24 protein-coding genes and 2 pseudogenes are annotated in these 24,680 nt (G+C 63.3%); 8 read left to right on the plus strand and 18 right to left on the minus strand.

Translation table 11 applies throughout. The features are described from left to right. Positions 1-555: 555 nt before the first annotated feature. On the minus strand, positions 556-1,386 hold the full coding sequence (locus tag ACP2YO_RS46785; protein WP_426443490.1) for a DUF3108 domain-containing protein: 831 nt from the start codon (positions 1,384-1,386) through the stop codon (positions 556-558). A 348-nt stretch (positions 1,387-1,734) separates the two neighbouring features. Between ACP2YO_RS46785 and rpmB the strand changes: the two genes are divergently transcribed. After that, on the plus strand, positions 1,735-2,043 hold the full coding sequence (gene rpmB, locus ACP2YO_RS46790) for a 50S ribosomal protein L28 (protein ID WP_426437881.1): 309 nt from the start codon (positions 1,735-1,737) through the stop codon (positions 2,041-2,043). Between the two features lie 221 nt (positions 2,044-2,264). Here rpmB and ACP2YO_RS46795 read toward each other — a convergent pair whose 3' ends face one another. Both ACP2YO_RS46795 and ACP2YO_RS46800 read right to left on the minus strand, forming a co-directional pair. Then, positions 2,265-2,627, minus strand: a complete 363-nt coding sequence (locus tag ACP2YO_RS46795; protein WP_426437882.1) for a hypothetical protein — start codon at positions 2,625-2,627, stop codon at positions 2,265-2,267. Then, the gene (locus tag ACP2YO_RS46800) at positions 2,605-2,871 is read right to left on the minus strand and encodes a hypothetical protein (RefSeq protein WP_426437883.1); all 267 of its coding nucleotides are present in this window, start codon (positions 2,869-2,871) and stop codon (positions 2,605-2,607) included. The genes ACP2YO_RS46795 and ACP2YO_RS46800 overlap by 23 nt, the downstream gene beginning before the upstream one ends. 203 nt (positions 2,872-3,074) lie before the next feature. On the opposite strand from ACP2YO_RS46800, the gene ACP2YO_RS46805 reads away from it, so the two are divergent. Continuing rightward, positions 3,075-3,329, plus strand: coding sequence for a transcriptional regulator (locus tag ACP2YO_RS46805; protein WP_426437884.1), 255 nt, complete (start codon positions 3,075-3,077; stop codon positions 3,327-3,329). Positions 3,330-3,341: 12 nt separating this feature from the next. Here ACP2YO_RS46805 and ACP2YO_RS46810 read toward each other — a convergent pair whose 3' ends face one another. Beyond that, positions 3,342-3,539, minus strand: coding sequence for a hypothetical protein (locus ACP2YO_RS46810; RefSeq protein WP_426437885.1), 198 nt, complete (start codon positions 3,537-3,539; stop codon positions 3,342-3,344). A 931-nt stretch (positions 3,540-4,470) separates the two neighbouring features. Continuing rightward, positions 4,471-4,728, minus strand: coding sequence for a hypothetical protein (locus ACP2YO_RS46815; RefSeq protein WP_426437886.1), 258 nt, complete (start codon positions 4,726-4,728; stop codon positions 4,471-4,473). Positions 4,729-4,833: 105 nt separating this feature from the next. Here ACP2YO_RS46815 and ACP2YO_RS46820 point away from each other — a divergent pair, with 105 nt between their 5' ends. From ACP2YO_RS46820 to ACP2YO_RS46830, 3 genes are all read left to right on the plus strand, one after another. Continuing rightward, positions 4,834-5,052: a hypothetical protein gene (locus tag ACP2YO_RS46820; protein WP_426437887.1), complete on the plus strand. Its 219-nt coding sequence runs from the start codon at positions 4,834-4,836 to the stop codon at positions 5,050-5,052. 160 nt (positions 5,053-5,212) lie between these two features. Beyond that, positions 5,213-6,418 (plus strand): ABC transporter substrate-binding protein, encoded by a 1,206-nt coding sequence (locus ACP2YO_RS46825; RefSeq protein ID WP_426437888.1) that lies wholly within the window; start codon positions 5,213-5,215, stop codon positions 6,416-6,418. Positions 6,419-6,620: 202 nt separating this feature from the next. Further along, positions 6,621-7,661, plus strand: a complete 1,041-nt coding sequence (locus ACP2YO_RS46830) for an IS110 family transposase (protein ID WP_426437609.1) — start codon at positions 6,621-6,623, stop codon at positions 7,659-7,661. 290 nt (positions 7,662-7,951) lie between these two features. Here the strand turns inward: ACP2YO_RS46830 and ACP2YO_RS46835 are convergent, their stop codons facing one another. From ACP2YO_RS46835 to ACP2YO_RS46855, 5 genes are all read right to left on the minus strand, one after another. Next, positions 7,952-8,926 (minus strand): alpha/beta hydrolase, encoded by a 975-nt coding sequence (locus tag ACP2YO_RS46835; RefSeq protein ID WP_426437889.1) that lies wholly within the window; start codon positions 8,924-8,926, stop codon positions 7,952-7,954. 38 nt (positions 8,927-8,964) lie between these two features. Further along, positions 8,965-9,108, minus strand: coding sequence for a hypothetical protein (locus ACP2YO_RS46840; protein ID WP_426437890.1), 144 nt, complete (start codon positions 9,106-9,108; stop codon positions 8,965-8,967). 7 nt (positions 9,109-9,115) lie between these two features. Next, complete coding sequence (locus ACP2YO_RS46845; RefSeq protein ID WP_426437891.1) at positions 9,116-10,729, minus strand: NAD(P)-binding domain-containing protein; 1,614 nt, start codon at positions 10,727-10,729, stop codon at positions 9,116-9,118. Between the two features lie 63 nt (positions 10,730-10,792). Continuing rightward, positions 10,793-14,263 (minus strand): acyl-[ACP]--phospholipid O-acyltransferase, encoded by a 3,471-nt coding sequence (locus ACP2YO_RS46850; RefSeq protein ID WP_426437892.1) that lies wholly within the window; start codon positions 14,261-14,263, stop codon positions 10,793-10,795. A 312-nt stretch (positions 14,264-14,575) separates the two neighbouring features. Beyond that, the gene (locus ACP2YO_RS46855; RefSeq protein WP_426437893.1) at positions 14,576-14,833 is read right to left on the minus strand and encodes a hypothetical protein; all 258 of its coding nucleotides are present in this window, start codon (positions 14,831-14,833) and stop codon (positions 14,576-14,578) included. A 52-nt stretch (positions 14,834-14,885) separates the two neighbouring features. Here ACP2YO_RS46855 and ACP2YO_RS46860 point away from each other — a divergent pair, with 52 nt between their 5' ends. Then, a complete protein-coding gene (locus tag ACP2YO_RS46860; RefSeq protein ID WP_426437894.1) occupies positions 14,886-15,503 on the plus strand; it encodes a TetR/AcrR family transcriptional regulator in 618 nt (205 codons plus the stop codon). A gap of 4 nt (positions 15,504-15,507) precedes the next feature. Here ACP2YO_RS46860 and ACP2YO_RS46865 read toward each other — a convergent pair whose 3' ends face one another. The 3 genes and pseudogenes from ACP2YO_RS46865 to ACP2YO_RS46875 form a co-directional block, all read right to left on the minus strand. Next, on the minus strand, positions 15,508-15,927 hold the full coding sequence (locus ACP2YO_RS46865; protein WP_426437895.1) for a hypothetical protein: 420 nt from the start codon (positions 15,925-15,927) through the stop codon (positions 15,508-15,510). A gap of 239 nt (positions 15,928-16,166) precedes the next feature. After that, a complete protein-coding gene (locus tag ACP2YO_RS46870) occupies positions 16,167-16,772 on the minus strand; it encodes a glutathione S-transferase family protein (RefSeq protein ID WP_426437896.1) in 606 nt (201 codons plus the stop codon). Positions 16,773-16,812: 40 nt separating this feature from the next. After that, positions 16,813-16,998: pseudogene (locus tag ACP2YO_RS46875) on the minus strand (transposase domain-containing protein); the annotation flags it as partial. A 303-nt stretch (positions 16,999-17,301) separates the two neighbouring features. Between ACP2YO_RS46875 and ACP2YO_RS46880 the strand changes: the two are divergent. Together ACP2YO_RS46880 and ACP2YO_RS46885 are read left to right on the plus strand one after the other, a co-directional pair. After that, positions 17,302-17,493 carry a hypothetical protein gene (locus tag ACP2YO_RS46880; protein ID WP_426437897.1) on the plus strand — a complete coding sequence of 64 codons (192 nt, stop codon included), beginning with the start codon at positions 17,302-17,304 and terminating at the stop codon, positions 17,491-17,493. Beyond that, the gene (locus ACP2YO_RS46885; protein ID WP_426437898.1) at positions 17,474-19,552 is read left to right on the plus strand and encodes a recombinase family protein; all 2,079 of its coding nucleotides are present in this window, start codon (positions 17,474-17,476) and stop codon (positions 19,550-19,552) included. The genes ACP2YO_RS46880 and ACP2YO_RS46885 overlap by 20 nt, the downstream gene beginning before the upstream one ends. 19 nt (positions 19,553-19,571) lie before the next feature. On the opposite strand, the pseudogene ACP2YO_RS46890 reads toward ACP2YO_RS46885, so the two are convergent. The 5 genes and pseudogenes from ACP2YO_RS46890 to ACP2YO_RS46910 all read right to left on the minus strand — a co-directional run. Then, positions 19,572-19,985 (minus strand): annotated as a pseudogene (locus ACP2YO_RS46890) (IS66 family transposase); the annotation flags it as partial. 68 nt (positions 19,986-20,053) lie between these two features. Beyond that, the gene (locus ACP2YO_RS46895) at positions 20,054-21,166 is read right to left on the minus strand and encodes an NADH:flavin oxidoreductase/NADH oxidase (protein WP_426437899.1); all 1,113 of its coding nucleotides are present in this window, start codon (positions 21,164-21,166) and stop codon (positions 20,054-20,056) included. 58 nt (positions 21,167-21,224) lie between these two features. Continuing rightward, the gene (locus ACP2YO_RS46900) at positions 21,225-22,370 is read right to left on the minus strand and encodes an esterase-like activity of phytase family protein (RefSeq protein WP_426437900.1); all 1,146 of its coding nucleotides are present in this window, start codon (positions 22,368-22,370) and stop codon (positions 21,225-21,227) included. Between the two features lie 3 nt (positions 22,371-22,373). Then, on the minus strand, positions 22,374-24,272 hold the full coding sequence (cobT, locus tag ACP2YO_RS46905) for a cobaltochelatase subunit CobT (RefSeq protein ID WP_426437901.1): 1,899 nt from the start codon (positions 24,270-24,272) through the stop codon (positions 22,374-22,376). After that, positions 24,269-24,679, minus strand: a complete 411-nt coding sequence (locus ACP2YO_RS46910) for a GNAT family N-acetyltransferase (protein ID WP_426437902.1) — start codon at positions 24,677-24,679, stop codon at positions 24,269-24,271. The genes cobT and ACP2YO_RS46910 overlap by 4 nt, the downstream gene beginning before the upstream one ends. Between the last annotated feature and the right edge of the window lies 1 nt (position 24,680).

The raw sequence follows: 24,680 nt of genomic DNA on the forward strand, positions 1-24,680 counted from the left end.
ATTCTCCGCGAGCGGCGCTCGTGGCGAGAGCCCCTCACCCCGACCCTCTCCCCGCAAGAGCGGGGCGAGGGAGAACATGCAGCGCGCTCTTTCAATTTGGTCACTCCAGCGCGATCCGACAATCGCCCGTTATTTCGCAAAATCTGTCTCACAATGCGACGTTCCCTGCGCCAACTTAAGCTTCAGAACGAGTCCGGAACGAATCGCGGCCGAATCGCTGACTCGGTTTCAGGCCTGATCCGTTCACCGCAACATCTCGCGTAGGCATCCCCGCGGCGGCACTAGATCAAGTTTGGGAGGGCTCCACAAGCGGGGGATATGGGGACTGAATTCCTTAAGTCTGGGAGAACATCGAGTCGAATCAGAAGCGAACAAGAGTCAACTGGATTCCACGGCCTCCCACCTCCCCTTGAAAAGGGGAGGTCGCTTTGCTCACCAGAGCAAAGCGGGTGGGGATCATGTCTCTCCACGAGCAGCGGTGCGTGTGGCTGACCCCCATCCCGACCTTCCCCCTTGCAGGGGAAGAGAAGCAAGATTCGAAGCCTGCCTCCGCGCCTACTGCGTCTTCGCCACGCGGGGCGGCGCGGCTGTGGTGACGAATGAGGTCGCTTCCAGCACCGCGGGTCCCAGCGGGGTCGGGATCACCATGCGGAACGGCACCAGGATGCGGGTGCCGGCGATCGGCACGAAGGCGATCTCGATGTTGCGCTGGGCGGCGAGGTATTTGATGACCGGGCGATCCGGGATGTAGCCGGCGATCGGCACGAAATAGATCGCGCAGACCAGCGCCGGGCCGTGATAGCCGTGTTCGGCCTTGACGGTTTCCAGCCGCTTGAAATCGAGCTTGAGGTCGTAGCGCATGCGCCCGTCGAACACGCCGGCGGCGGTGCGGCAGGAGTCCGGGCTCATCAGCTCGGTATTGCCCGCCACCCGCAGCATCGAGCCGGTCATCGGGTCGAAGACGCCCTTCTTTTGCGCCTCCGTGACCGGGATGCGGTCGGCATCGACCGGCGGCTCCGGCTCGATCGAGAAATCCTTGATGTTGCCGTTGGCCAGCACCATCCGGATGGTCTCGGATTTCTTCGAGGTGGAGGTGGTCGCGGTATAGGCGGTCGCGACCGGCATGCCGTTGACGACGCGGCCCTGCGAGGCGCCCGCGCCCTTGCCGCCGGAAAACGCCTTCAGCAGCCCCGCGGTACCGCCCTGGGCCGAGGCCTGGAACGTGTCGTCGCCGATTTCGATGGTCCAGGCGCCCTTGCCGACCGGAATACCGGCAAGTGTCGCCTCATACTGGGCATCGAGCCGCCCCTGGGCGCTCGCGGTCTCCGACCCGAACAGCAGGACAACGCCGGCACAAAGGCCGAGCAGCCGCCCGAGCGGGGGCAAAAAGGCAATTGGGGTGGTCACGTACCTGACGGTCCTGCTATCGGGCGCGGCGTCGTGTCCATGTAGGCAGTCCATTCGGCCGGACAACGCGCGCGTCTCGTATGGAACCCAGATTTGCAGCCGAATACGCCCTTTATATGGTTGCAATCTCAGGGGTTAGGTGGCTGCAACGGCTTATGAACCGGGCGATTTGCTTAGACCGCCATCCGCTTTAGAACCTTGACGCTGCGGCGATCTCCCCCTATACACCCGCGGTTCCTGGAAAATGGACGTGAATTCAAAACCCCTGCGCGGGCCGCGTGATCGCACGTGCCGCCCAAGGCGGGGATGGAAAAGGATTTTTGCAAGATGTCCCGGCGCTGCGAACTGACGGCCAAGGGCCCGCAAGTGGGCCACAAGGTGAGCCACTCCAACATCAAGACCAAGCGGCGCTTCCTGCCGAACCTGGCCAACGTGACCTTCATCTCCGAAGCGCTCGGCCGCAATGTGCGCCTGCGCGTCTCGACCAATGCGCTGAAGAGCGTCGACCACAATGGCGGCCTCGACGCCTATCTGATCAAGGCCAAAGCCGACCTGCTCTCGCCCCGCGCCCTCGATCTCAAGCGCGCGATTGAGAAGAAGGTCGGCAAGCCGGTGTTCGTGAAGAAGGCGAGCTGAGTTTTAGCTGCAGCGCAGAAAAGCGCGGAGAGAGTTTTGAGCGGCCGGGTCGGAAGACCCGGCCGCTTTTTGTTTTTTTAGGCGCTGTCCATCCTAAACAATTGACTGTCGGTTGACCGTTTGCATCTATCGGCCATTGGACCACCAAGCTTCCGGTTCGCAAATCGGAGCTTGTAGGCGTTCAACAGTCGAGCTGGCGCCTAAAAAAGGGAGAAGCATTGTCATTCAATATTGATATGGCCAGCGCTGCTAGGCGCAATTTGGAAGCTGCCATCACTCTCGAAACGGCTAATCGGCGAGTAGTTGCTGGTTATCTTTTCGGCATCGCCGCCGAGTGCGCGATAAAAGCGATGATCGGTGAATTTCAACTCCCCTAAGACACCAGACCAGAAGCTCTTTCCCGTGCCACGTGCGCCAACGACGATGGATGTAGCTGGGTCGAGGGCAGCTGCGTGGTTCTGTGGAGCGAAAATGTCATCGAGTCTGGGAACAGCCGATCCTACCGCGTCACTCGAGACGTCAGAAGGAAGCGAGGCAATTCCCAAGCGGATGCTTTGAAAGTCACTGCTCGTTAGCTTTTTCATTTGCTTCTGCCGCCGCCGATAGAGTTTCGTCGACCCACTCTAAGAAAGCACCATATGTGCTCAGATAGATTCTTGGCTGCATCAAGTCAGCTCGTAGCTGCGGGGAATAATGCTTGAATCGTTCGTCTTCTAAGATGATCAGAGGAGGGCGGCTTTCAAGGACCTCTTCCAGAGCGGTTGAGAGATTGACTGTCGCTTCATCTTCCCAAGGCACGTCCCTGAAGGGTTCTGCTGGTATAGGCACGCGCACCAACTCGTCTTGCCGTCTAATCAACCCCGTCGATTGAAAGAGGTTTGTACAACGTTCGGAGAATAGTTCTTGATCCTCTATCGTTCCTTCGGCCTTCGCCTGAGCGTCCCACGCCGCCCTTCAAGCTAGCGAACACGATTCGAGGGGGAGGAGAGGCCGGTTCGCCACGCGAGCACGAGCCTTCGTCTCGCAAGGCGTTGTTCCAGGAGGCGATCCAGGCCCTGCTGGCCGGCGAAACCGATAACGGCCGCGCGGCGCTGCGGGCCTATATCAATGCGACGGTTGGTTTTGACCGGCTGGGCGAGGTGCTGGGACGACCTCCGAAGAGCCTGATGCGCATGTTCGGACCGGACGGCAATCCGACCGCCGAAAATCTGCTTGGCGTCATCAAGGCGCTACAGGACGAGACTGGCGTGCAATTGAAAATTCGCGTGGTCACCGAAGCGGCCTGATCGCCGCCCCGCTCACTTCGGCGACTGCAATCCCGGCGATGCCAGCCACGCATTGACGCGCGATGCGGTCTCGGCCTGGCGGGCCATGCGGATCAGGCGGTCGCGCTCCACGCCGGGAGGCATGGCGCCGGCTTCGTCGCGCAGGCGGATCGATTCGTCGGCGAGGTGCTGCTCGACGGATCGGCGGCGGTTGGAAAGGTTGATCTGCATCACGCTGCTCCGTTCGTTCAAGAAGGCGGGAGCGCAACTGGCGTTCTCGGTCACCGATGTTTGCCGGGATATCGGCGCGGTGATGATGCGAGGCTATACCTGCCTGACAGCGCTGGTCGGTGCACTTGTGAACACAGCGAAATAGGAAATCGCGCGCGTGGCACAAGACGCCGCGGCCGCCCCCCGTAGCGCGAGCGCCCCCCGAGGAGTGCACGGCCTTGGCTTTGGGGGCAGGAGAATGCAAGGCCGTGCAGGCCGGAAACCCAGCCCGCTGCACCAACTCGAAGCCCCGGCGCGGGTTCCTCGGCGGCGGCCAATCGCCGCGGGGTGTGACCATCCGCGGATGGCTGCTTTTCTTCGCCTCTCCCGCTTGCGGGGGAAGCCGAAGCGCTCGGCGACGCACTCGCGTGCCGGAGCGCTGCGGGTTGGGGGTTTCTCCGCGGAAAGAACGCGATTCGTGGAGAGACCCCCACCCTAACCTAACCCTCCCCCGCAAGCGTCGGGGCAATTGCACATGACTACGGCCACGTCCATAGGCCGGCCATGACGACGAAACGCCAGCTGGAGAAGTCCGCAAGTGCCATATGCGATGGCCCGGGGGCGAGCGGCGCCTGCGCGATTTCGGAATAATGGAATAATGCCGCTGATTTGCCCGACGTGTCAAATTGTCGTGTAGAACGCCGGCAGTCGCCGGCTACTTTGCATGGGGTTGTTTTCGGTATTTTGGCAGTGCGCCGCCCGCAAGCGGGAGAGAGAGAGAGTCGGAGTCCAGATTCGGCCACAGATCGCTGCGTCATGGCTTGGCGCGAGCGCGTGGTGACGGCGCGAAGGAGATTTTTCTGCGTGTTGTTGCGAACAAAGCAAAGTCATCCATCGTGCGGTGCGCGGAGAGATGGATTGCTCTCCGTGTTCGTTAACACTCTCGCATTCGTTAACGCCAAGTCGGCGCAAAGCTGCTCACAATGGCGGCAACGCTGCGGAGTGCTGCTGTTACAAGCAAATCATAGCCGTTGGCCGGCACCATCCCGGTGAAGAAAACCCTAACAAAAGCGGGCTGTTCACGGCATTGCGCGCGCATGAGGCGCATGCATCTGGACGCGATCATTTCCAATTGTTTGTATTCAAACGACGCAGTAAACCGCGCGTCCGATTCGGGAGTGGACGCAGCTTTCGGGGCCGTGATGATCACGGCAGGCACAACTCATCGTGAGGCGCGTGCGCTGCACCCTTGGGAAGAAACCGATCCGCTCCTAAATCGTATCTGCGGGAAGACCCGAACAAAGGACTTAATAAAATGCAAGTTCGCGCAATCGATCCGCGCGGAAGACTGGTGCCCGCGCTCGCAACCGCCGCCGTGGCGGTGCTGGCGACGACCGCGCTGTTTCTCCTCGAAATCCACCCGCCCCGCAATGTGCCGACCGGCAGCCCCGGCATGATCACCGCAGCCGCCGCCGACCGCGCCGGCGCCACCGTGCTGCCGACCGACCCGATCACCACGGGCAGCGTGCGCTAGGATTCTCGCCATCGTCGTCCCGGCGCAGGCCGGGACGACGGTAATATTAGCGCCCCATTTTCGCATCCCTGCCCCAGCTTCTCCCCGCAAGCCTGATCCCTGCGACCTGCGTAAGCTCTCCCCCGCGAACAACAAGCAAAACGCGTTAGGGAGGCTAACAATGAGATGGAAGGCCATCACGGCCGCGGCCGTGCTCGCGCTCGCCGCATCGGCCCACGCCGCCGAGAAGCGATACGGCACCGGCGCCAGCGATACCGAGATCAAGCTCGGCCAGACCTCGCCATTCTCTGGCGCGGCGTCGGCCTACAGCGTGATCGCGAAGGCGCAAGCCGCCTACTTCAAGATGATCAACGATCAGGGCGGCGTGAACGGGCGCAAGATCACCCTGATCACGCTCGACGACGGCTACTCGCCGCCGAAGACGGTGGAGCAGACCCGCAAGCTGGTCGAGCAGGAGGAGGTCGCGCTGATCCTCAATCCGCTGGGCACGCCGACGGGACTGGCCGTACGCAAATATCTCAACGACAAGAAGGTGCCGCAGCTGTTCGTCGGCGCCGGCGCCACGCTGTGGGGCGACTATGCGCATTACCCGTGGACGATGGGCTTCCAGGCGTCCTACCAGGCCGAGACCGCGGTCTATGCGAAATATGTGCTGACCAACAAGCCGGACGCGAAGATCGCGCTGTTCTACCAGAACGACGACGCCGGCAAGGATTACGGCAACGGCTTCAAGAAGGGGCTGGGGCCGGAGAACACCGCAAAAATGGTGGTGGCGGAAGCGACCTATGAAGCGACCGATCCGACCATCGACAGCCAGATCGTGAAGCTGAAATCATCCGGCGCCAACGTGCTGTTCGTGCACGCGATCCCGAAGCAGGCGGCGCAGGCGATCAAGAAGATCGGCGAGATCGGCTGGAAGCCCGACCTGTTCTTCCTCGCCGCGACCTCGACCTCGGTCGCCTCGGTGCTGAAGCCGGCCGGCTTCGAGTATGCCAAGGACATCATCTCGTCCTACTCGCTGAAGGATCCCAACGATCCGCAATGGAAGGACGACAAGGATGTGATCGCCTGGCAGAGCTTCATGAAGAGCTACTTTCCGGACGGCAATCTGCAGGACCAGCTGATCGTCTACGGCTATGTGGTGGCGGAGGCGACGGTGCAGGTGCTGAAGCAGTGCGGCGACGACCTCACCCATGAGAACATCATGAGAGAGGCCGCCAACCTCGACATCGCGCTGCCGATGATGCTGCCCGGCATCAAGGTGAAGACCTCACCGACCGACTACTTCCCGATCGAAGCAATGCGGCTGCAGAAGTTCAACGGCGAGACCTGGCAGCTGTTCGGCGACACGATCGGGAATGATTGAGGGGGTAGTCGGACGCTGAACCCTCCACATCGTCGTCCCGGCGAAGGCCGGGACCCATTACCACAGGATCGCGTTGTTGAAGACGGCTGTGGCCCCAGCGTCCCGCAACAATGACCAGCGGTGGTTGATGGTGTGGACGGCCCCCTACGGCATCAGTGTGCCAGAATGAGGTTGTTGCAAATCTCAGACAAGGGAGCCGTCCGTGAGAGAGATTATCCGCATTGGAATGGATACGTCGAAGTATATTTTTGTGCTGCATGGGGTTGATGCGGCGGAACAGCCTGTGTTGCGCAAGAAGCTTGCGCGCAAGCAGGTGCTGGAGTTCTTCGCCAAGTTGCCGCCGACCGTGATCGGGATGGAGGCCTGCGGGGCCTCGCACCATTGGGCACGGGAGCTTCGCAAGCTGGGCCACGAGGTGAAGTTGATGGCGCCGCAATTGGTGAAGCCCTATGTGTCGCGGAACAAGAACGACGGTCGGGATGCGGAGGCGCTGTGTGAAGCGATGAGCCGGCCGAGCATGCGGTTCGCGCCGGTCAAGACGGTCGAGCAGCAGGCCGCGCTGATGCTGACGGGTGTCCGCGCTGGATTGATCGCCCGGCGCACCCAGCTCGGCAATATGATCCGCGGCCATGCGGCGGAGTTTGGCCTGATCGGGGCCCAAGGGACCGACAAGATCGAGCCGCTGCTGGCGCGGATTGCGCAGGACGAGACGCTTCCTGCCCTGGCACGCGAGCTGTTTACGGTGCTGGGCCGCGACTACACCAGACTCGTGGGCGAGCTGCAGGAGATCGAAGCCAGATTGATGGCCTGGCACCGCTCCGACGCCGTGGGCCGGCGTCTGGCGCAGATCCCTTCTGTCGGGCCGATCGTTGCAACGACGCTCGTGATGAAGACACCCGATCCCCATGCTTTCCGCTCCGGCCGTCACTTCGCAGCCTGGCTCGGCCTCACCCCCCAGGATCACTCCACCGCCGGCAAAACCAGGCTTGGCAAGATCACGCGGGCGGGCGACGAGGACCTGCGCCGCCTGCTGGTGATCGGGGCAACGGCGGTCATCCAGCAGGCCAGACGCGGGCGCGGCCATCACTCGCGCTGGCTGTTGGCACTGATCAAGCGCAAGCCACCGAAGCTTGCCGCCGTGGCGCTCGCCAACAAGGTGGCCCGCATCGCCTGGAAGCTGATGGCGACCGGCGAGAGTTATGACGCCGCACGGATCAATGCCACCGCGGCAGTCGCCGTCTAACAGATTGGCCGGCTGGCGGGCTCGCTCGTCAGCCGACCCGGAGCTGCAGGAGCAGATGGAGCGATCGATCGAGCAACGATGCGAGACAGTCCGTGGGACCCATCGGCCGTCAACAGGCCGCGTGGTTGTTTGGAACTCGCATCGCGCAAACCATCTTGGCCAGCGATCCATCCGATCGCACTCAAAAGGCCGGACATATGGATGCAAGCGATCCGATCCGCTCAAAAAGCTCTTGTGCCACGGGGGCCGTCCACATATGGGTCCCGGCTTTCGCAGGGACGACGAGGGGATTAGATGCCCTTCTCCAGCAGCACCTTGAAATCCGCCCGCGCGCGCTGCGCCTCGGCGCGCGCGGCTTCCGAGGCATCGCCGAGGCCGAAATAGCCGTGAATGAGCCCCTCGCCGGAATGGTAATTTACCAGCACGCCGGCGGCAGCTAATGCCTTCGCGTAGGCCGCGCCCTCGTCGCGCAGCGGATCGAACCAGGCGGTGGTGACGACGGCCGGCGCGAGACCCGCGAGACTGTTCGCGCGCAACGGCGAGACGCGCCAGTCGGCGCCATCAACCTTGTCGGCGAGATAATGCCCGGCGAACCACTCCATCACCGCGCGCGACAGGAAATAGCCTTCCGCATTCTCGGCACGCGACGGATATTTCGCGTTCTCGGCCGCATCGGCGAAATTGCCGGCGACGTCGGTGACCGGATAGACCAGCAATTGCGCGGCAAGCTTGATCCCGGCATCGCGGCAGGCGAGCGCCACCGCAGCGGCAAGATTGCCGCCGGCAGAATCGCCGGCAATACCGAGGCGTGACGCATCGCCGCCGAATTCGCCGATGCGGCCGATCACGTCGCGGGTGGCCGCGAACGCATCCTCGAACGCGCCGGGAAAACGCGTCTCCGGCGGGCGGCGGTAGTCGACGGAGATCACCACCGCGCCGGTCTCGATCACGAGGTTGCGCGCCTGGCGGTCATGGGTTTCGAGATCGCCGGCCACCCAGCCGCCGCCGTGGAAGAAGATCACGGTCGGCGCCTTGCCTTGCTCGTTTCCTTGCCCATTGCGATAGAGCCGCGCCGCGAGTTTTCCGGCACCGCCCTCCACCTCGATGTTCTCGGCGCGATCGACCGGCGGTGGCGGCACCGCGGCCCGCGCATCCGAAAGCGCGCGCAACGAGTCGCGCGCGCTCTGCGGCGTCATAACGGCCGGATCGCGCAACGGCAGCAGCGGGATGATTGTCTCAATGACGGGATCGAGCGGGAGCGGCATGGGCATCCTTTAGGTCAGTTGCTTGCAGGTCAGGTCAGTTATTTGGAAAGTGTCCCCGCCTCGATCGCGGCGATTTGCAGCGCGATGAAGCGGCTGAAGATGCGGGCTTGCGAGAAGGCGCCGCCGGTGAACCAGAGGCCGGGTTGCGGCGTGCGCGTCCACATGTTGCGGAGTTCTTGCATGGCATCGTCAAAACCCCAGACACGGCCGACGCGCGCGGCGACATCGGCGCCGAACAATTTGGCCAAGAGATGATCGAGGCCCTTGTCCGGTCGCGAGCACGAACAGCTCGGCATTCAGCGCGGAGCCGTCCTTCAGCGCGAGGCCATCGGCGTTGAATGCGGCGATGTCGGCAGCCTGGATCAGGCGGATCTTGCCGTCGGCGATCAATTCCGAGCAGCCGACGTTGAAATAATAGCCGCCGCCGCGAGAGCGGAATTTCAGCGGCCAGCCGGTGCCGTCCTCGCCGAATTCGAGCCGGAAGCCGGCAGCCTCCAGCCGCGAGAGCAGCGGCGCGTCGAGTGCCTTCACCTCGTCGGTGATGATCTTGTGCGCGATCTTCATCACCGGCAACGGCAGGGAGGAATTGAGGATGTCGCGCACGCCGATCGGCGGGCCGTCGCCGAGATAGGCCCTGTCGTAGAGCTGGGCGGGTTCGACATTGACGATCATGGTCGGGCTGCGCTGCACCATGGTGACGTGGCTGCCGGCCGCGTGCAGCTCCTGGCAGATGTCATGCGCGCTGGTGCCCGTGCCGAACACGACCACGGAACGCCCGGCCCATTCGCGTCCCGCTGCGAACTGGCTGGAATGCAGCACCTGGCCGTTGAAGCGCTCGATGCCTGATATCGCGGGGATGTTCGGCGTGCCGCTGACGCTGGTCGCGAGCACGATATGCTTCGGGTGCATCGTACGCACGCCGCCGGTTCGTTGCAGCGTCACCGTCCAGCGTTGCGTGGCATCGTCATAGGACGCACCCTCGAACGAGGTCTCGGTCCAGAAGTCGAGCTCCATGATATCGACATAGCTTTCGAGCCAGTTCGCAATCTTGTCCTTCGGGATGTAGTCCGGAAAGGCCTGCGGGAACGGCAGATAGCGGAGATGATTGACCGGGGTCTTGTTGTGCAGCTTCAGCCCGCGATAGCGCAGCCGCCAATTGTCGCCGATGCGCCGCTCGCGGTCGACGATCAGCGCGTCGAGCCCGATCCGCTTGCATTCGACTGCGGCCGCGATGCCGGCATGGCCGCCGCCGACGATCAGGACATCGGGCTCGCGGTCGGCATAGGCGCGCGACGCCTGCCGCTGCTCGGTCCAGTCGGGCGCGGCGAAATCGCGGGTATGGGATTCGCTCGCCGCGTGCTCGGCACGCGCCGCGCAGATGCGATCGAAGTCGAGCAGGGTCGAGATCGTCCACGCCACGGAATTTTGGTTGTCGTCACGCAACAGGCGAACGGCACCGGTGCCCGGTCCGTTGGCGGTCTCAAAGGTGAAGATGGCCTCGACGACCTCGCGCCCGGCGACGACCGCCCGTCGCGGTATCAGCGCATCTGTGGCGATGCGAAATTCGCCCGCATGGACGGCGGACGCGCGCTGTAACAATTCAGCGACAACCGTTGGCCTGCCGCTGAACGTCGCAAAGTGCCAGGAGATGCCGAGCAGATTGCGCCAATGGCTGTCGGGGGCGAACAGCGTGGCAAGATCGTCGCTGCTGCGTCCGGCGAGCGCCGCGTTGAGGGCCGCGATCCACTGCGACGCGGCGGTTTCAGGTTGTTCCTCGGCAGCCGGGTTCAGTCTGTCCAGCATCGTCGTGCTTTCTCGGGAGCAGTTGCCGGCTATCTGACAACATGCTCCCGAAAAGCACAACCGTCATGCGACGTGTTGCTGCCGCGACTCCGGCTCGGCCTCGGGCTCCTCGTCGGCGGGCTCGGCCTGCGGTGCAGGCGCTGCGGCGAGTTGCTCAGCGAGTTCCTTGGCCAGCGCCGTGGCGCCGACATAGTCGGTCTTGCCGGTGCCGAGCAGCGGTATCTTGTCGACGATGCGGATATCGGCAGGAACGGCGAGCTCGGAGGCGCCCACGCTCTTGGCCTGACGCTGCATGGCGGCGCGGTCGGCGTCCTTTTGCGTGGTCAGGAGCACGATGCGCTCGCCCTTGCGCGCGTCGGGGATCGAGACCGCCACCGACATCGCCTGCGGCCAGAGTGCCGCGGCCATGGTCTCGACCGCCGACAGCGAGACCATTTCGCCGGCGATCTTGGCAAACCGCTTGGCGCGGCCCTTGATGGCGATGAAGCCCTGCGCATCGACGCTGACGATATCGCCGGTGTCATGCCAGCCGTCCACCAGCGGCTCGAGCACGCCGGGATTCTCCGTGCGGAGGTAGCCGAGCATGACGTTGGGCCCACGCACCGAAAGGCGTCCGCCTTCCTCGATGCCGGGGACCGGATCGAGGCGGTATTCCATCAGCGGCGAGATTCGGCCGACAGTGCCCTGGCGGTTCGCCATCGACGTGTTCATCGCCAGCACCGGCGCGGTCTCGGTGACGCCATAGCCTTCGAGGATACGGATGCCGTAGCGCTCCATGTAGATCTGCCTTGTGCGCTCCTTCACCGCTTCCGCACCGGCGATCACCAGCCGCAGCGTGCGGAAGTCATAGGCATGCGCCGAACGCGCGTAGCCGGTGAGGAAGGTGTCGGTGCCGAACAGGATGGTCGCACCGGTCTGGTAGATCAGCTCGGGCACGATCCGGTAATGCAGCGGCGACGGATACATGAAGATCGGGATGCCGCCGAGGATCGGCATCATCATGCCGCCGGTCAAACCAAACGAGTGGAACACCGGCAGGACGTTGAACACCTTGTCGTTGGCGTTGGCGTCGACCCGCGCAAACGCCTGCGCCGCGTTGGCAAGGATGTTGCGGTGGGACAGCACGACGCCCTTCGGCGTGCCTTCCGAGCCGGAGGTGAACAAAATGACGGCGGGATCGTTCGCCTTGCGGGCGACGCGCGGCGCGATCCCGGCGCGAAAGCCCTGGATCTTATCCGTGAGACTAATTCCCGCCCTGACGTCCTCGAGATAGACGACGCGCGCATGGCCCGCCATCGCCGCGATCAGTCTGTCGAGCTTGCCCTTCTCGATGAACGCCTTCGAGGTCAGCACGGTCTTGACCTGCGCAGCCTTCATCGCAGCCAGCACGTTGATCGGACCGGCAGAGAAGTTGAGCATGGCCGGAACGCGGCCGATGGTCTGCAGCGCCATGAACACGACGGCAACGCCGGCCGAGTTCGGCAACAGCACGCCGATGTTCTCACCGATTGTAGTACCCTGCTCGAGCTTGCGGCTCAGCACCTGCGCGCCGAGGATCAGCTTGCGGTAGGTCAGCTTGGTGCCGAGAGCGTCCTCGATGATCGGCTTGCCGGTGTCGCGGTCGCGATAGGCGTGGCCGAGGCCCTCGAACAGCGTCTGGTCGAGCATCGCGTTCTTGACCATGGCGTCGATCATGACGTCCTGCAGCGCCGCGCCGGCGGCGTTGCGGCGGGCCTTTCCCTTGAGCGACTGGTCGATCGGCAGTTTCACCGGCGGCAGGATCGAGATCGTCACCTTGGGGAACCAGGAGCGCTTGATCTCGCCATGCTTGAGATAGCTGAGATGCGAGCGCTGCGCGCCCTCGATGCGGACCGGCACGACGACCGCATCCGCCTTGTCGGCGATCATCGCGGTGCCGTCATAGACCTTCATCAGCGACCCGGAGAGGGTGATGCGGCCCTCCGGGAAGATCACCACCGGCTCGCCGGCGGCGACCAGCTTGATCAGGTCGCGCGCGGCCAGCGGCTTGCTCGGATCCATCGTGTAGTGCTTGATCATCTTGAGGAACGGCTTGGCCCACCATGCCTTCGAGATGCCGGTGTCGACCGCGAAGCTCGCGTCGATCGGCAGCGTGGCGTGCAGCAGCGGACCGTCGACCAGGCTGACATGGTTGGGTGCGATCAGCATGCGCGTGCCCGCGGGCGGCAGATTCTCGATGCCCCGGACCTCGACGCGAAACAGCGCACGGAACAACAGTGCACCGAAGTCGCGCACGCCCTCCTTGCCCCACTTGCTCAACACGAACCAAACCGTGCCGAAGCTCGCAATCGCAAGGCCAAAGAATATCCAGGCGATCGCGAGACCCGCGGCTTGCAGCAGCGCGACGAACAGCGCACCGGCAACCATGAATCCCGCCTGCAGGATGTTGCCGGCGGCGATGATACGGGCGCGCTCGGTCGGCGCGGTCCAGGCCTGCACCGCGGCAAAGGACGGCACCACGAACAGGCCGCCACCAAAGGCGAACAGGAAGAAGTCCAACAGCATACGGAAGCCACCGAACGAGGTCGCGAAGGCGCCCGCGCTGACTTCCTTGCCGAGCGACGTGTGGCCGACCGCCCATGCGAGATCGAGGCCGACGATGCCCATCACGATGGCACCAATCGGTACCAGCGCGAGATTCGGTCTGGTATGGCTGAGCTGCGCGGCGAACAGCGAGCCGGCGGCGATGCCGATCGCGAAGATCGCAAGGCACAGCGTGACGACGCCTTCGGTGCCACCGACGTCTTGCTTGATCAATGCGGGCAGCAGCGACAGCACGATCGCGCCGACCATCCAGAACCAGGAGACGATGATCATGCCGTCCCAGAGCCGCTGCTCGGCGTAAAGCGCCTTCAACAGACGCACGGTCGAGGTCCAGGGATTTTTGGTGATCGGCAGATCGGGCGCGGACGGCTGCGTCACCGCAATGCGCGATGCAAATCCCCATGAGAGCACCGAAAGGCCGACCACGGCGGCACAGATCCAACCCATGTGGCTCGCACCGGCGACAAACAGGCCGCCGGCAATGGTGCCAATGAGGATCGCCATGAAAGTCGCACCCTCGACCAGCGCGTTGCCGGTCGCGAGTTCCGATACCGAGAGCTGATCAGGCAGCACGGCGTACTTCACCGGTCCGAACAATGCCGCGACCGTGCCGAACAGCCCGAGCGCGACGAACAGCAGCGGGATCGAATGCATGAAGAAGCCGGCGGCGGCAAAGGCCGCGGCGAATATCTCGACGAATTTCAGCCGCCGCGCGACGACCGACTTGACGTATTTGTCGGCGAGTTCACCGCCGAGCGCCGACAGCACGAAGAACGGAAAGATGAAAACCGCGCCGGCGACCGTGACCAGGGTCGGGCCCTGCTCGGTGGCGGCACCGTAAAGCAGCATGATGACCAGCGCATTCTTCAGCACGTTGTCGTTCAGCGCCGAGCAGAACTGCGCCCAGAACAGCGGCGCGAAGCGGCGGGACGACATCAATTCCTTGATCATGACCGTTTCCTTGTGTCCGGGCGTGCGGCCCCGAGGGATCTGCAATCTTGGGTGTCGGGGGAGGAGCGACGCGAAATGAACTGACTGCCGCAGCCTTTAGTCTTCTTCGTCAGGTATCGGTTCGATCCGGCGCAGATCGCGTGCGCCGGGGCGGCGCCACCATGCCCGGTAGAAATGTACGAGACCTTTCCCGGGATTGTGGTCGGCCGATATGGAAAGGCGCTGGCGCGGGACATGGTGAGTGCTTTGTTGAGCATTTGCCGACAATTGGGCGCTCGCATGGCTGCTTCCACCATCAGGTCAGGATTGGCCTCAGGTCAGGTCGCTCAAGCCGCCGAACGGCGAGAGCGGGCAATTGCGCGGATTGCAGCGGCCGCCGGTTCGTAGCGCCGGACGCGGCGCGCGTGCGTCCGCGCGCCGCTGCTCCAGAACGCCTGCAACGTCGCAGGCAAGGGCGATGCGCTCGATCGGCGCGGTCGCGAGGTCGACGATACGGCGGGCGATGCCCTTTACGAATTCGATCGCGTCGTCGACCAGGGTAGTGGTCCGTTGAAGTGCTAGGGTCTGCATTTGAGTGGCCTCCTGCGTTAACTTGAGCAACGCTCAAACAAATAGGACAAAAATGAACATTGTTCAAGAAAAATCGCGTCGAGAACGAAAAAAACTTTCGCGCCGGGCCCTGCTGATCGAGATCGCGCGCGGATTTATTGCATCTAAAGGATTGAGATCATTGAAAGTTCGTGATGTCGCCGAGGCCGCCGGCTGCTCGATCGGCAGCGTCTATAACGAGTTCGGCGACTTCGACGGGCTGATCCTGACGGTGAACCGGGAGACGGTTCAGGCCCTCACGGCCACGCTAGGGGCGGTTCCGGCCGGCGATCCCGTCGATCAGCTTCACGGGCTCGCCGACGCCTATCTCGGCTTCGCGACCGAGCACGCGAATCTGTTGCGCTCGCTGTTCGAGCACCGGATGGAGGATGACCGGCCGTTTCCGGAAGACATCCTGACGATGGTGATGGATGCGTTCGCGTTGATGCATGCGCCGCTCGTGCGGCTGCTGCCCGGTCGCGATGGCGAGGATATTGCGCTGCTGTCGCGGATGATGTTCTCCGCCGTGCACGGCATCATCTCGCTTGGCCTCGAAGAGCGCATGGTCGCGGTGCCGCCGGCGCGGCTGCGCGAGCGGCTGGCGCAATTCATCGACACGCATCTTGCGGGATTGGGCATCTCGCGCCAGTGACGGCTCACGCGCGCATGCGCGCGATCGTACCGGCAACGATCTGCATCGCGATGCCGAGCACCCAGCCCACCATGATCGCCGCGGTCCAGCCGATCTGCGGCTCGCCGCGCAACACGATCACGCCGACCGAGAAGAAGGCGACCAATGTCGCAAGGAAAGTGCCGACCGCGCTGAGGAACTCCGCCGCATCGATGTCGCTGGTCGAGCCGCCATTCTTCGGATGAAAGGCCAGCTGCGGCGTATCGATGCCGAGATAGAAGCCGACGGCGCCGCCGAGCATCATGATCAGCAGGAAGGCCTGCGAGGTCAGCGCCGATACGCTTGAGCCGACATGGATGGCCACGAACAGCCCGCTCCCGGCGCCAGCCATGGCAAGGCCGAAGCGTTCCAGGATATGGGCAAATTTTCGCACGCGGGCCCGCATCACCGTGCCTCACCGATCGCCCCGATGATCAGGCTAGGCCTTTTTGCCGCGTTGCGAAAGGCATGCCATCTCACATGGCCGCGACTGGGTCCGAACCACGCAACGCCGCAGACGTGTGATCGAACTTATAGACACGGTTGTAGACCAGCCGCCATACTCCCCCTGCTAGATGCTCAGCGGAGCGAAGCCGGCACGTTTTTCGAGGCCAAGACCCCAGAGTTGACCTCAAGTCACCGTCGCTAGGACCCAAAGGAAAGCGCTGCGGCCTTTTGGTTCGCCGGCCTCGCCTGGAGCCTCGCACTGTATGCAGTAAGGACCGGATCGTTTGGCAGCGTCTGGCCGTACATTCCCCAGATCACCATCCCTCCCAATGCAACATCGGCAGCGGTGAACCGCGCGCCAAAGAGGTAGTCCTTGCCTCGAAGTGCAGTCCGCAGAGTCTCGACCATTGCGTCGTAGTCTCCCCAACCGACCGTGTTCGCCGGGGCGTCCAATTTCAGCGCGCGGGCATTCAGACCTGGATCAACCACTCCGGTGGAGTAGACCATCCAACGAAGGTAAGGCCCGCGCTCCGGGTCTTCCAACTTGGGTGCGAGTTGGCCGTAGGAATAACGGTCGGCGAGATAGGTGCAGATAGCCGGCGTCTCGGTGATCACGACTCCGTCGATCGTTATCGCAGGAACCTTGCCCATTGGATTCACCGCGAGGTAGGTGGGGCTCTTCTGCTCGTTCTTGCGGATGTCGACCGTTTCTAGACGGTATCGAATCCCAAGCTCCTCGATCATCCAGAGCGCCATGAAAGCGCGACTCGCGGGTGAGAAGTACAGTACGATCTCGTCGGCCATGAGCCCTCCTTGTTCGATAAGCGTCGGGTGTTTGTCTTGCTCAGCTTTTGACAGAATCTTCGGCTTTCCACGTCCACGGCAGCAATTCGTCGAGACGGTTTATCGGGTATCCCTCGACCATGCGCGAGAGCTGCAGGTAGGCACAGGGCTCGACGTCGTTAAGCTTGCAGGTTTCGATCAGCGAACACAGCACGGCCCATCTGTGCCCGCCGCAATCCGAAGGGGCTGCATAATGCAGGGATTTCGGGCAACGAAGTTCGAGTAACATATCCATTCCATCCTGACGCCGGCCGAGACCTAGTCGTGCTCGGCGAACAAATCCACGATGGCCACCGCCACTTCACGGTTCGCCGCGAGAACGGCCGTCTCCATCTTCTGCCGGCTTGGATGACCGAGCCCGAAGCAGCGTCGGCTAAAATTGTAACAGATCCGTTTCTCCCGGTGGACCGACTTCTTGAACTTCGCACGTACCTTGACGTCCTCGTAGCCTCGCGTTGGGAGGAATCGCCTCCCGTCGAGGGAGGAGCCCATGTCCAAGACGATGCAAAAAAGACGGCAACCGGATCTGTTCGCGACGGCGCGAGCGGAGCATCTGCCTCAGGTGGTGCAAGCCGAGGCCGCAAAGTTGCTGTCGCTTCTGCTAAAGGAAGCCGTCGCAAAGGCGCCCGCCGCGCCAGCTCAGTCAGGTCAGGAGGCGGGTCATGACGAAGATCTCCGCTGATCACCTGGCGCGTAGTGCCGTGGTTTACGTTCGCCAGTCATCGGTCGATCAGGTTGTACACAACCTGGAGAGCCAACGCAGGCAATACGGCCTTGAGGCTCGCGCCCGTGCGCTCGGCTGGAGCGAAGTCGAGGTTATTGACGATGACCTCGGCAAGTCCGGTGGCGGCGTTGCAAGACGTGGATTTGAGCGGTTGTTGGCGTTAATCTGCGAGGGGTGCGTCGGCGCAGTGTTTTCGATCGAGGCTTCCCGCCTCGCTCGAAACGGTCGAGATTGGCACACGTTGTTGGAGTTTTGCGGCTTGGTCGGCACGCTCATTGTCGATGAAGATGGCGTCTATGATTCGCGGTCGATCAACGATCGATTGCTCTTGGGGATGAAGGGAACGATGAGCGAGCTGGAGCTCAGCGTCATTCGACAGCGATCAGTTGAAGCCGTCAAACAAAAGGCTCGGCGCGGCGAGCACTTCACGACGGTCGCCGTCGGGTACGTGAAAACGAAAGATGACCGAATCGAGAAAAACCCGGACGTACGTGTCTGCGAAGCGCTGGATCTCGTCTTCAGGAAGTTTGTGGAGTTGCAATCGATCCGGCAGGTCTTGCTCTGGTTGATCCAGGAGAAGATCGCGCTACCGTTCGCCGTTGGAGGTTCGAACGATCCGAAAATCGAATGGCGTACACCAAGCTACACGACGTTGAATCACATGCTCACCAACCCTGTTTATGCCGGGGCGTACGCGTTCGGACGACGGGGTGTCCGGACGACGATTGAGAACGGCCGGAAGAAGGTGAAGCGAAATCCCCAACGAGATTGGAAAGCCTGGGACGTGCTGATCCGCGAACATCACGAGGGCTATATCTCATGGGATGAGTTTGTTCGAAACCAGCGCCTCATTGCGGACAATGCCAACGGCAAGAGCTATCTGGGTCGAGGAGCCGTCCGACGCGGCGAAGCACTTCTCCCTGGGCTTCTGCGCTGCGCGCGATGTGGTCGCCGGTTATACGTTCAGTATTCTGGGAGAGGCGGCGACACGCAGAGATATGTCTGCCGCGGAGACTTCAACAAGGCGGCCGTCGCAGCCTGTCTTGGCTTCGGTGGAATGCGCCTCGATCGGATGGTGGCGCGAGAGGTGCTGGAGCGGCTTCAACCGCTTGGCGTTGAGGCTGCGCTAAATGCAATGAAAGCTCAGGGCGCCGAACAGTCGGAAAAATTGCGTCAGCTCCAAAGGTCTCTCGAACGGGCGCAGTACGAAGCGAGCCGGGCGTATCGCCAATACGATGCGGTCGACCCCGACAATCGTCACGTCGCTGGTGAACTTGAGCGTCGCTGGAACGAGCGCATCCAAGCTGTACGTACGATTGAGCGAGAAATCGAGGGCTTGACCAGCTCGCCTTCTCCTGGACTCTGTGCCGGCGATCGCGAAGCGATGCTTAAGCTCGGGGACGATCTGAATAGAGCCTGGCAACGCCCCGGTGTTACGTCGGAGATCAAAAAGAAGATCTTGCGTACAGTGCTGTCGGAAATCGTCGTCGACGTGGATCAAGACAATGAGCATCTTGACCTCGTGATCCATTGGCAAGGTGGCGATCACACCCGCTTGAAGGTTAAGAAGAACCGTGTCGGCGTGACGCGTTGGACGACCGACACCGAGGTAGTTGATCTTGTGCGCGCGCTCGCACGTCAAATGCCTGACTACGCGATCGCCGCCTTACTCAATCGCTCCGGAAAAACAACCCCGCACGGGGCGTCCTGGACGAGGACCAGCATTTGTTCGTTGCGCAGAACCCGCGAGATCGCCGGTTATCGTGAGGGGGAACGCCAGGATCGAGGTGAGCTCTCGTTAATCGAAGCAGCGGAGATGCTCGACGTCAGTCCATCAACCATACGTCGCATGATCATCGAGGGACGATTGCCTGCGGAGCATTTATACAAGGGCTCGACATGGATCATCAAACAATCTGATCTCACGCGACCGGACGTGCGCCAAGATGCCTCTCGCAGGCGATCGCGCCGCAGTCCGCCGTCTTGCGACGCCAACCAGAAATGCCTTGAGTTATAAGAGGATAGACAGATGGGCAGTATGAAGCGCCGTCGTCGCTGCCCGCGAAGAGATGGTTCTTGCGGCCGAGTGCAACAGGCCTGATCGCGCGTTCAACCGGGTTGGTATCGAGTTCAATAGGACCATCATGGAGGAAGCGCGTCAGACCCTCCCAGCGCGAGAGCCCATAACGGATCGCTTCGGCCAGCGTGCTGCGTCCCGGCAGCAGCGGGAGCTGAGCTTCGAACCAGAGTCGCATGGTATCGACAATGGGCTTCGAGCGATTGTGACGCGCCTCGAGCCGGTGCGCGGGCGACTGACCGCGAACTTCGGCTTCGATGGCATAGAGTTCGGCTATCCGGCGCAGCGCTTTGGTCGCGATCGGCGCGTTGGTGGCCTGCGCCACCTCGTAGAACCGTCGCCGTGGATGGCTCCAGCAGGCAGCGAGCACGACGTCGACTTGGGCATTCAGGAGAGAAGACGTGGATGGCCGGTCAAGCCCGGCCATGACGAAGTCTTGGATTAGCGCGCCCCGAAGGTGGTCGTGCCGAACAGCGCCTTCTGGGTCGAGGGCTGCGAGCGCCAGTATTGCGGCGGGGCCGTCACCTCGCCACCGAGCGCGGCGGCGGCGTGCCAGCCCCAGCGTGGGTCGTAGAGCATGCCACGGGCAAGCGTGACCATGTCGGCCTTGCCGGACGAGACGATCTCCTCGGCCTGCCTGGCTTCGGTGATCAGGCCGACCGCCATCGTGGTGACGCCGGTCGCCTCCTTCACGGCTTCCGCTGCCGGCACCTGATAGCCCGGGCCGAGCGGAATCTGCTGCAACGGTGATATGCCTCCGGAGGAGACATCGATCCAGTCGACGCCGCGCTTCTCCAACTCCTTGGCGAACTCGATGGTCTGGGGGACGTCCCAGCCGCCCTCGACCCAATCGGTCGCCGACACCCGGACGCCGACGGGCTTGCGGCCCGGAAATACGGCGCGCACCGCGTCAAACACTTCCAGCGGGAAGCGCATGCGGTTTTCGAGCGAGCCGCCATATTGATCGGTGCGCTTGTTTGATATCGGCGACAAGAATTGGTGCAGCAGATAGCCGTGCGCGCCGTGCAGTTCGAGCGCGTCGATGCCGAGCCGCGCGGCGCGCTTCGCCGAGGCGACAAAGGCCTCGCGGATGCGCTTCAGCCCGGCATCATCGAGCGCCACCGGCGCCGCTTCGCCATCCTTGTGCGGGACGGCGGACGGCGCCACCGTCTGCCAGCCGCCTTGCGCGATCGGGATCAATTGGCCGCCCTCCCAGGGGCGCTGGCTTGATCCCTTGCGGCCGGCGTGGGCGAGCTGCATCGCCACCGCCGCCTTCGAACGCTTGCGCACCGAAGCCAGGATCGGCTTTAGCGCCGCTTCGTTGGCATCGCTGTAAAGCCCGAGGCAGCCCGGCGTGATCCGCCCGATATCCTCGACATGGGTGGCCTCGATGCAGAACATCGCGGCACCCGACAGCGCCAGCATGTTGATGTGGGTGAAGTGCCAGTCATTGGCCGAACCGTCGTCAGCCGAATACTGGCACATCGGCGAGACCATGATGCGGTTGGCGAGTTTCAGGCCGCGCAACTCGATCGGGGAGAACAGGGTGCTCATGCAGGAATATCCGGACCGTAATGAAAGGGCGCGGCTAACATAGAGACGGCGCGTGCAATCACCAACCGCCCGCAACGCCAAAGAGGCCGGCACGCAGGGCAGCAATGCGGTAACGGCGCCCCCTCGCCACTCGCTGCAACAGCGTGAACTGCAGCAGCAGGTTGCGCTGGATTAGGGAGAAATTGTCGTCGGAGATCATGGTCAGCACGGTCTCGCCCTCCGCCGTCACATGGGCGTCGATGCCTTCCATGTTGTCGATCTCGTTGGTGAGATCGGCATTGAAGATCGCCGGACCGTCGACCACGGCGCCGGGTGCGATCTCGGACAGTGCGAGCCGGCGGATACGGATGCCGACGCCGCCGAGCCAGGAGAATTTCCGCTCCAGGATCAACAGGTCGCCCGAGGGCAGCAGCACGGCATCGCTGATGTCGAAAGTCTCGGTGCGGCGGATGCTGAACTGGCCGGGTGTCTTGCCGCCGACCAGGAAGGCGATCAGATTGCCGCTGGCGTCGAGCCCGCGCTCGGACATCGCGATCAGCGTGCCCGCAAGCGGCAGGCCCTTGGGCACGAAGACCAGCGCCTCAAGCCCCTTGTTGGAGGGAAGCTTGCGCACCGCCGGCGGCATCGGCACCACCTCGCCGGCCGCGCGGGTAAAGCCCTTGGCGAAATCGTAGCGCAGCACCTGGTTGACGCGCTCGAGCCCGACATAGGCGATCGAGCCATCGAACGCGAGCGACTCCGAATCATACCAGCCGCGCGAGGTGATCGGCTTGCCGTCGGGCCCGAGCAGCGGCGCGGCCTCGACATCGTCGAGCCCAGCCATCTCGCGGCCACGATAGACGATGCGGCCGGTAAACCACGTTGCCTTGTCGCTGAGCGAAACGAAGCGTTCGCCCCTGGGATCGAGCCGCAGCGCCGACAGCCCTCCGAACCCCGAAAATGCCGAGGTCAGGATCAAGCCGCTGCGATATTCCAGCGCGCCGAACCGCACCCGTGAACGATCGCGGATGTCGAAGGACGGCAACGGCCGGGCCTTGACCTCGATCGCGACAGGCACGTCGATGGAATACGGGCTGGGCTTGGCGGCGCGTTTCGACAGCGGCCGCGTGGCATTCTGTGCGTGTGCAAGATGCGGCAGCGCGGCGACCGAAAGCCCCGCCACCACATCCTGCACGAAGCGGCGGCGGCTAGAAGTTAAGCGCATGTCTCACGAGTGGAGACGGCGCCGGGGCCCCGGCGCCGGCGCGGCACCGCTGGTCTCGCTGAACAATTCGGCGAGCTTTTCGGTGATGGCGCCGCCGAGTTCTTCGGCATCGACGATCGTGACCGCGCGGCGATAGTAGCGGGTGACGTCGTGACCGATGCCGATCGCGATCAGTTCGACCGGCGAACGGGTCTCGATCTCCTCGATGATGTGGCGCAGATGCCGCTCGAGGTAATTGCCGGGATTGACCGACAGAGTGGAATCGTCGACCGGCGCGCCGTCGGAAATCATCATCAGGATCTTGCGCTGCTCGGAGCGCCCGAGCAGGCGCTTGTGCGCCCAGTCCAGCGCCTCGCCGTCGATGTTTTCCTTCAGCAGTCCCTCGCGCATCATCAAGCCGAGGTTCTTGCGCGCACGCCGCCACGGCGCGTCGGCAGACTTGTAGATGATGTGGCGCAGATCGTTGAGGCGGCCGGGATTGGCCGGCTTGCCGGCAGCAAGCCACGCCTCGCGCGACTGGCCACCCTTCCAGGCGCGGGTGGTGAAGCCCAGGATCTCGACCTTGACGCCGCAACGCTCGAGCGTGCGCGCCAGGATGTCGGCACAGGTCGCGGCGACCGTGATCGGGCGTCCGCGCATCGAGCCGGAATTATCCAGCAGCAGCGTCACCACGGTATCGCGGAACGTCGCCTCCTTCTCATGCATGAAGGACAGCGGATGATAGGGATCGGTGACCACGCGCGACAGCCGCGCGGGATCGAGGATGCCCTCTTCGAGGTCGAACTCCCAGGCGCGGTTCTGCTGCGCCATCAGGCGGCGCTGCAGGCGGTTGGCAAGCCGCGCCACGATGCCCTGCAAATGCGCGAGCTGCTTGTCGAGATAGGAGCGCAGCCGCTCCAGCTCGTCGTGGTCGCAGAGGTCTTCGGCCGCGATCACCTCGTCGAACTTCGGCGCGAACGCATGATACTCCGGCCCGCGCGGCTCGTTCTGCCCGCGCGAATTCGGCCGCGTCGCTTCCCCCGGCGTTTCGTCATCGCCAAGCTCGCCGTCGTCGAAGGTGTCGCTGGTGGAGGCCTGCGCGCTTTCCATCGCGCTTTCGCTCATCTCGTCCGCCGTCGCCTGCGCCTGGTCGGCGCTCATCTCCTGCGCGGCATCGGAATCGGGCGAGCCCTCGGCACCGGACTGATCGTTCTCGCCGTCCTGGTTCTCGTCCTGGTCGTCGTCATCGTCGCTGTCCATGTTGCGGTCGTCGCCGAGATCGAGCGCCGACAGCAGATCATGCACGAGGTCGCCGAATTTGGCCTGGTCCTCGGTGAAACGGCTCAACTTGTCGAGCCGGGTCCCGATCTTGTCCTCCAGCACCGGGCGCCAGAGATCGACCATCTTCTTCGCGGCCGCGGGCGGCGCCATGCCCGTGAGGCGCTCGCGCACCAGCATCGCGAGTGCGTCCGACAGCGGTGCATCGGCGCGGTCGGTGATCTCGTCATACTTGCCGCGGTGGAAATGATCGTCGAGCATCGCGGTGAGATTCTTCGCGACACCCGACATGCGCCGCGAGCCGATCGCCTCGACGCGCGCCTGCTCGACCGCCTCGAACACGCCGCGGGCCTGCGGATTGCCCGGCATCAGCTTGCGATGCACCTTGGGATCGTGGCAGGCGATCTTGAGCGCGATCGAATCGGCGTGACCGCGCACGATCGCGGCGTCGCGCTTGGTCATCTTGCGCGCCGGCTCCGGCAGCCGCGCCTTGCCGGGCGCAAGGCCCGGCCGCTCGGCGGCGAAGGTCACTTCGAGCTCGGGCTTCCTCGCGATCGCCTTCAGGCATGCGCTTACCGAGCGCTTGAACGGCTCGGTCGGCGCTTCCTTTGATCCAGGACGGAATTTGATGTTGGAGGTTGTCATAGCGATTTCGTAAGCCAATGGCGCGTAGCGCCATCGGGATACCCCTCAATCGAGCCGAACTCTTCATAACCGTTGGCGCGGTAGAAACCCGGCGCCTGGAAACTCATCGTGTCGACATAGGCGCGAACAGCCCCAAAGCGCCGCGCCTCGTCCTCGATGGCCTTGATCAGTTTCCCGCCAAGGCCCTTCTTGCGAAACTTCTGCTCCATCCAGAAGTACTGGATGAACAACACCGCGGTCCACAGCTCGCCGATAATGCCGCCGACGATCTCATTGCCTTCACGCAGCGAGATGGCGAAGCGCTTGTAGGTCTGCTTCCCCATCTTCTCGCCGTTGTAACGGCCCAATCCGCCAAGCACCGCCTTCTTCGTCTGGGTCAGCGTGCGCTCGACGGAGATTTTCGGCATG

It is taken from the genome of Bradyrhizobium genosp. P, from assembly GCF_049949265.1.
Taxonomy (GTDB): Bacteria; Pseudomonadota; Alphaproteobacteria; order Rhizobiales; family Xanthobacteraceae; genus Bradyrhizobium.

Bases quoted from the DNA above. Each gene is read 5' to 3' on its own strand.
- rpmB (WP_426437881.1), top strand. From the start codon at position 1,735: ATGTCCCGGCGCTGCGAACTGACGGCCAAGGGCCCGCAAGTGGGCCAC.
- ACP2YO_RS46795 (WP_426437882.1), bottom strand. From the start codon at position 2,627: ATGAAAAAGCTAACGAGCAGTGACTTTCAAAGCATCCGCTTGGGAATT.
- ACP2YO_RS46810 (WP_426437885.1), bottom strand. From the start codon at position 3,539: ATGCAGATCAACCTTTCCAACCGCCGCCGATCCGTCGAGCAGCACCTC.
- ACP2YO_RS46820 (WP_426437887.1), top strand. From the start codon at position 4,834: ATGCAAGTTCGCGCAATCGATCCGCGCGGAAGACTGGTGCCCGCGCTC.
- ACP2YO_RS46825 (WP_426437888.1), top strand. From the start codon at position 5,213: ATGAGATGGAAGGCCATCACGGCCGCGGCCGTGCTCGCGCTCGCCGCA.
- ACP2YO_RS46835 (WP_426437889.1), bottom strand. From the start codon at position 8,926: ATGCCGCTCCCGCTCGATCCCGTCATTGAGACAATCATCCCGCTGCTG.
- ACP2YO_RS46840 (WP_426437890.1), bottom strand. From the start codon at position 9,108: ATGCAAGAACTCCGCAACATGTGGACGCGCACGCCGCAACCCGGCCTC.
- ACP2YO_RS46845 (WP_426437891.1), bottom strand. From the start codon at position 10,729: ATGCTGGACAGACTGAACCCGGCTGCCGAGGAACAACCTGAAACCGCC.
- ACP2YO_RS46850 (WP_426437892.1), bottom strand. From the start codon at position 14,263: ATGATCAAGGAATTGATGTCGTCCCGCCGCTTCGCGCCGCTGTTCTGG.
- ACP2YO_RS46855 (WP_426437893.1), bottom strand. From the start codon at position 14,833: ATGCAGACCCTAGCACTTCAACGGACCACTACCCTGGTCGACGACGCG.
- ACP2YO_RS46860 (WP_426437894.1), top strand. From the start codon at position 14,886: ATGAACATTGTTCAAGAAAAATCGCGTCGAGAACGAAAAAAACTTTCG.
- ACP2YO_RS46865 (WP_426437895.1), bottom strand. From the start codon at position 15,927: ATGCGGGCCCGCGTGCGAAAATTTGCCCATATCCTGGAACGCTTCGGC.
- ACP2YO_RS46870 (WP_426437896.1), bottom strand. From the start codon at position 16,772: ATGGCCGACGAGATCGTACTGTACTTCTCACCCGCGAGTCGCGCTTTC.
- ACP2YO_RS46880 (WP_426437897.1), top strand. From the start codon at position 17,302: ATGTCCAAGACGATGCAAAAAAGACGGCAACCGGATCTGTTCGCGACG.
- ACP2YO_RS46885 (WP_426437898.1), top strand. From the start codon at position 17,474: ATGACGAAGATCTCCGCTGATCACCTGGCGCGTAGTGCCGTGGTTTAC.
- ACP2YO_RS46895 (WP_426437899.1), bottom strand. From the start codon at position 21,166: ATGAGCACCCTGTTCTCCCCGATCGAGTTGCGCGGCCTGAAACTCGCC.
- ACP2YO_RS46900 (WP_426437900.1), bottom strand. From the start codon at position 22,370: ATGCGCTTAACTTCTAGCCGCCGCCGCTTCGTGCAGGATGTGGTGGCG.
- cobT (WP_426437901.1), bottom strand. From the start codon at position 24,272: ATGACAACCTCCAACATCAAATTCCGTCCTGGATCAAAGGAAGCGCCG.
- ACP2YO_RS46910 (WP_426437902.1), bottom strand. From the start codon at position 24,679: ATGCCGAAAATCTCCGTCGAGCGCACGCTGACCCAGACGAAGAAGGCG.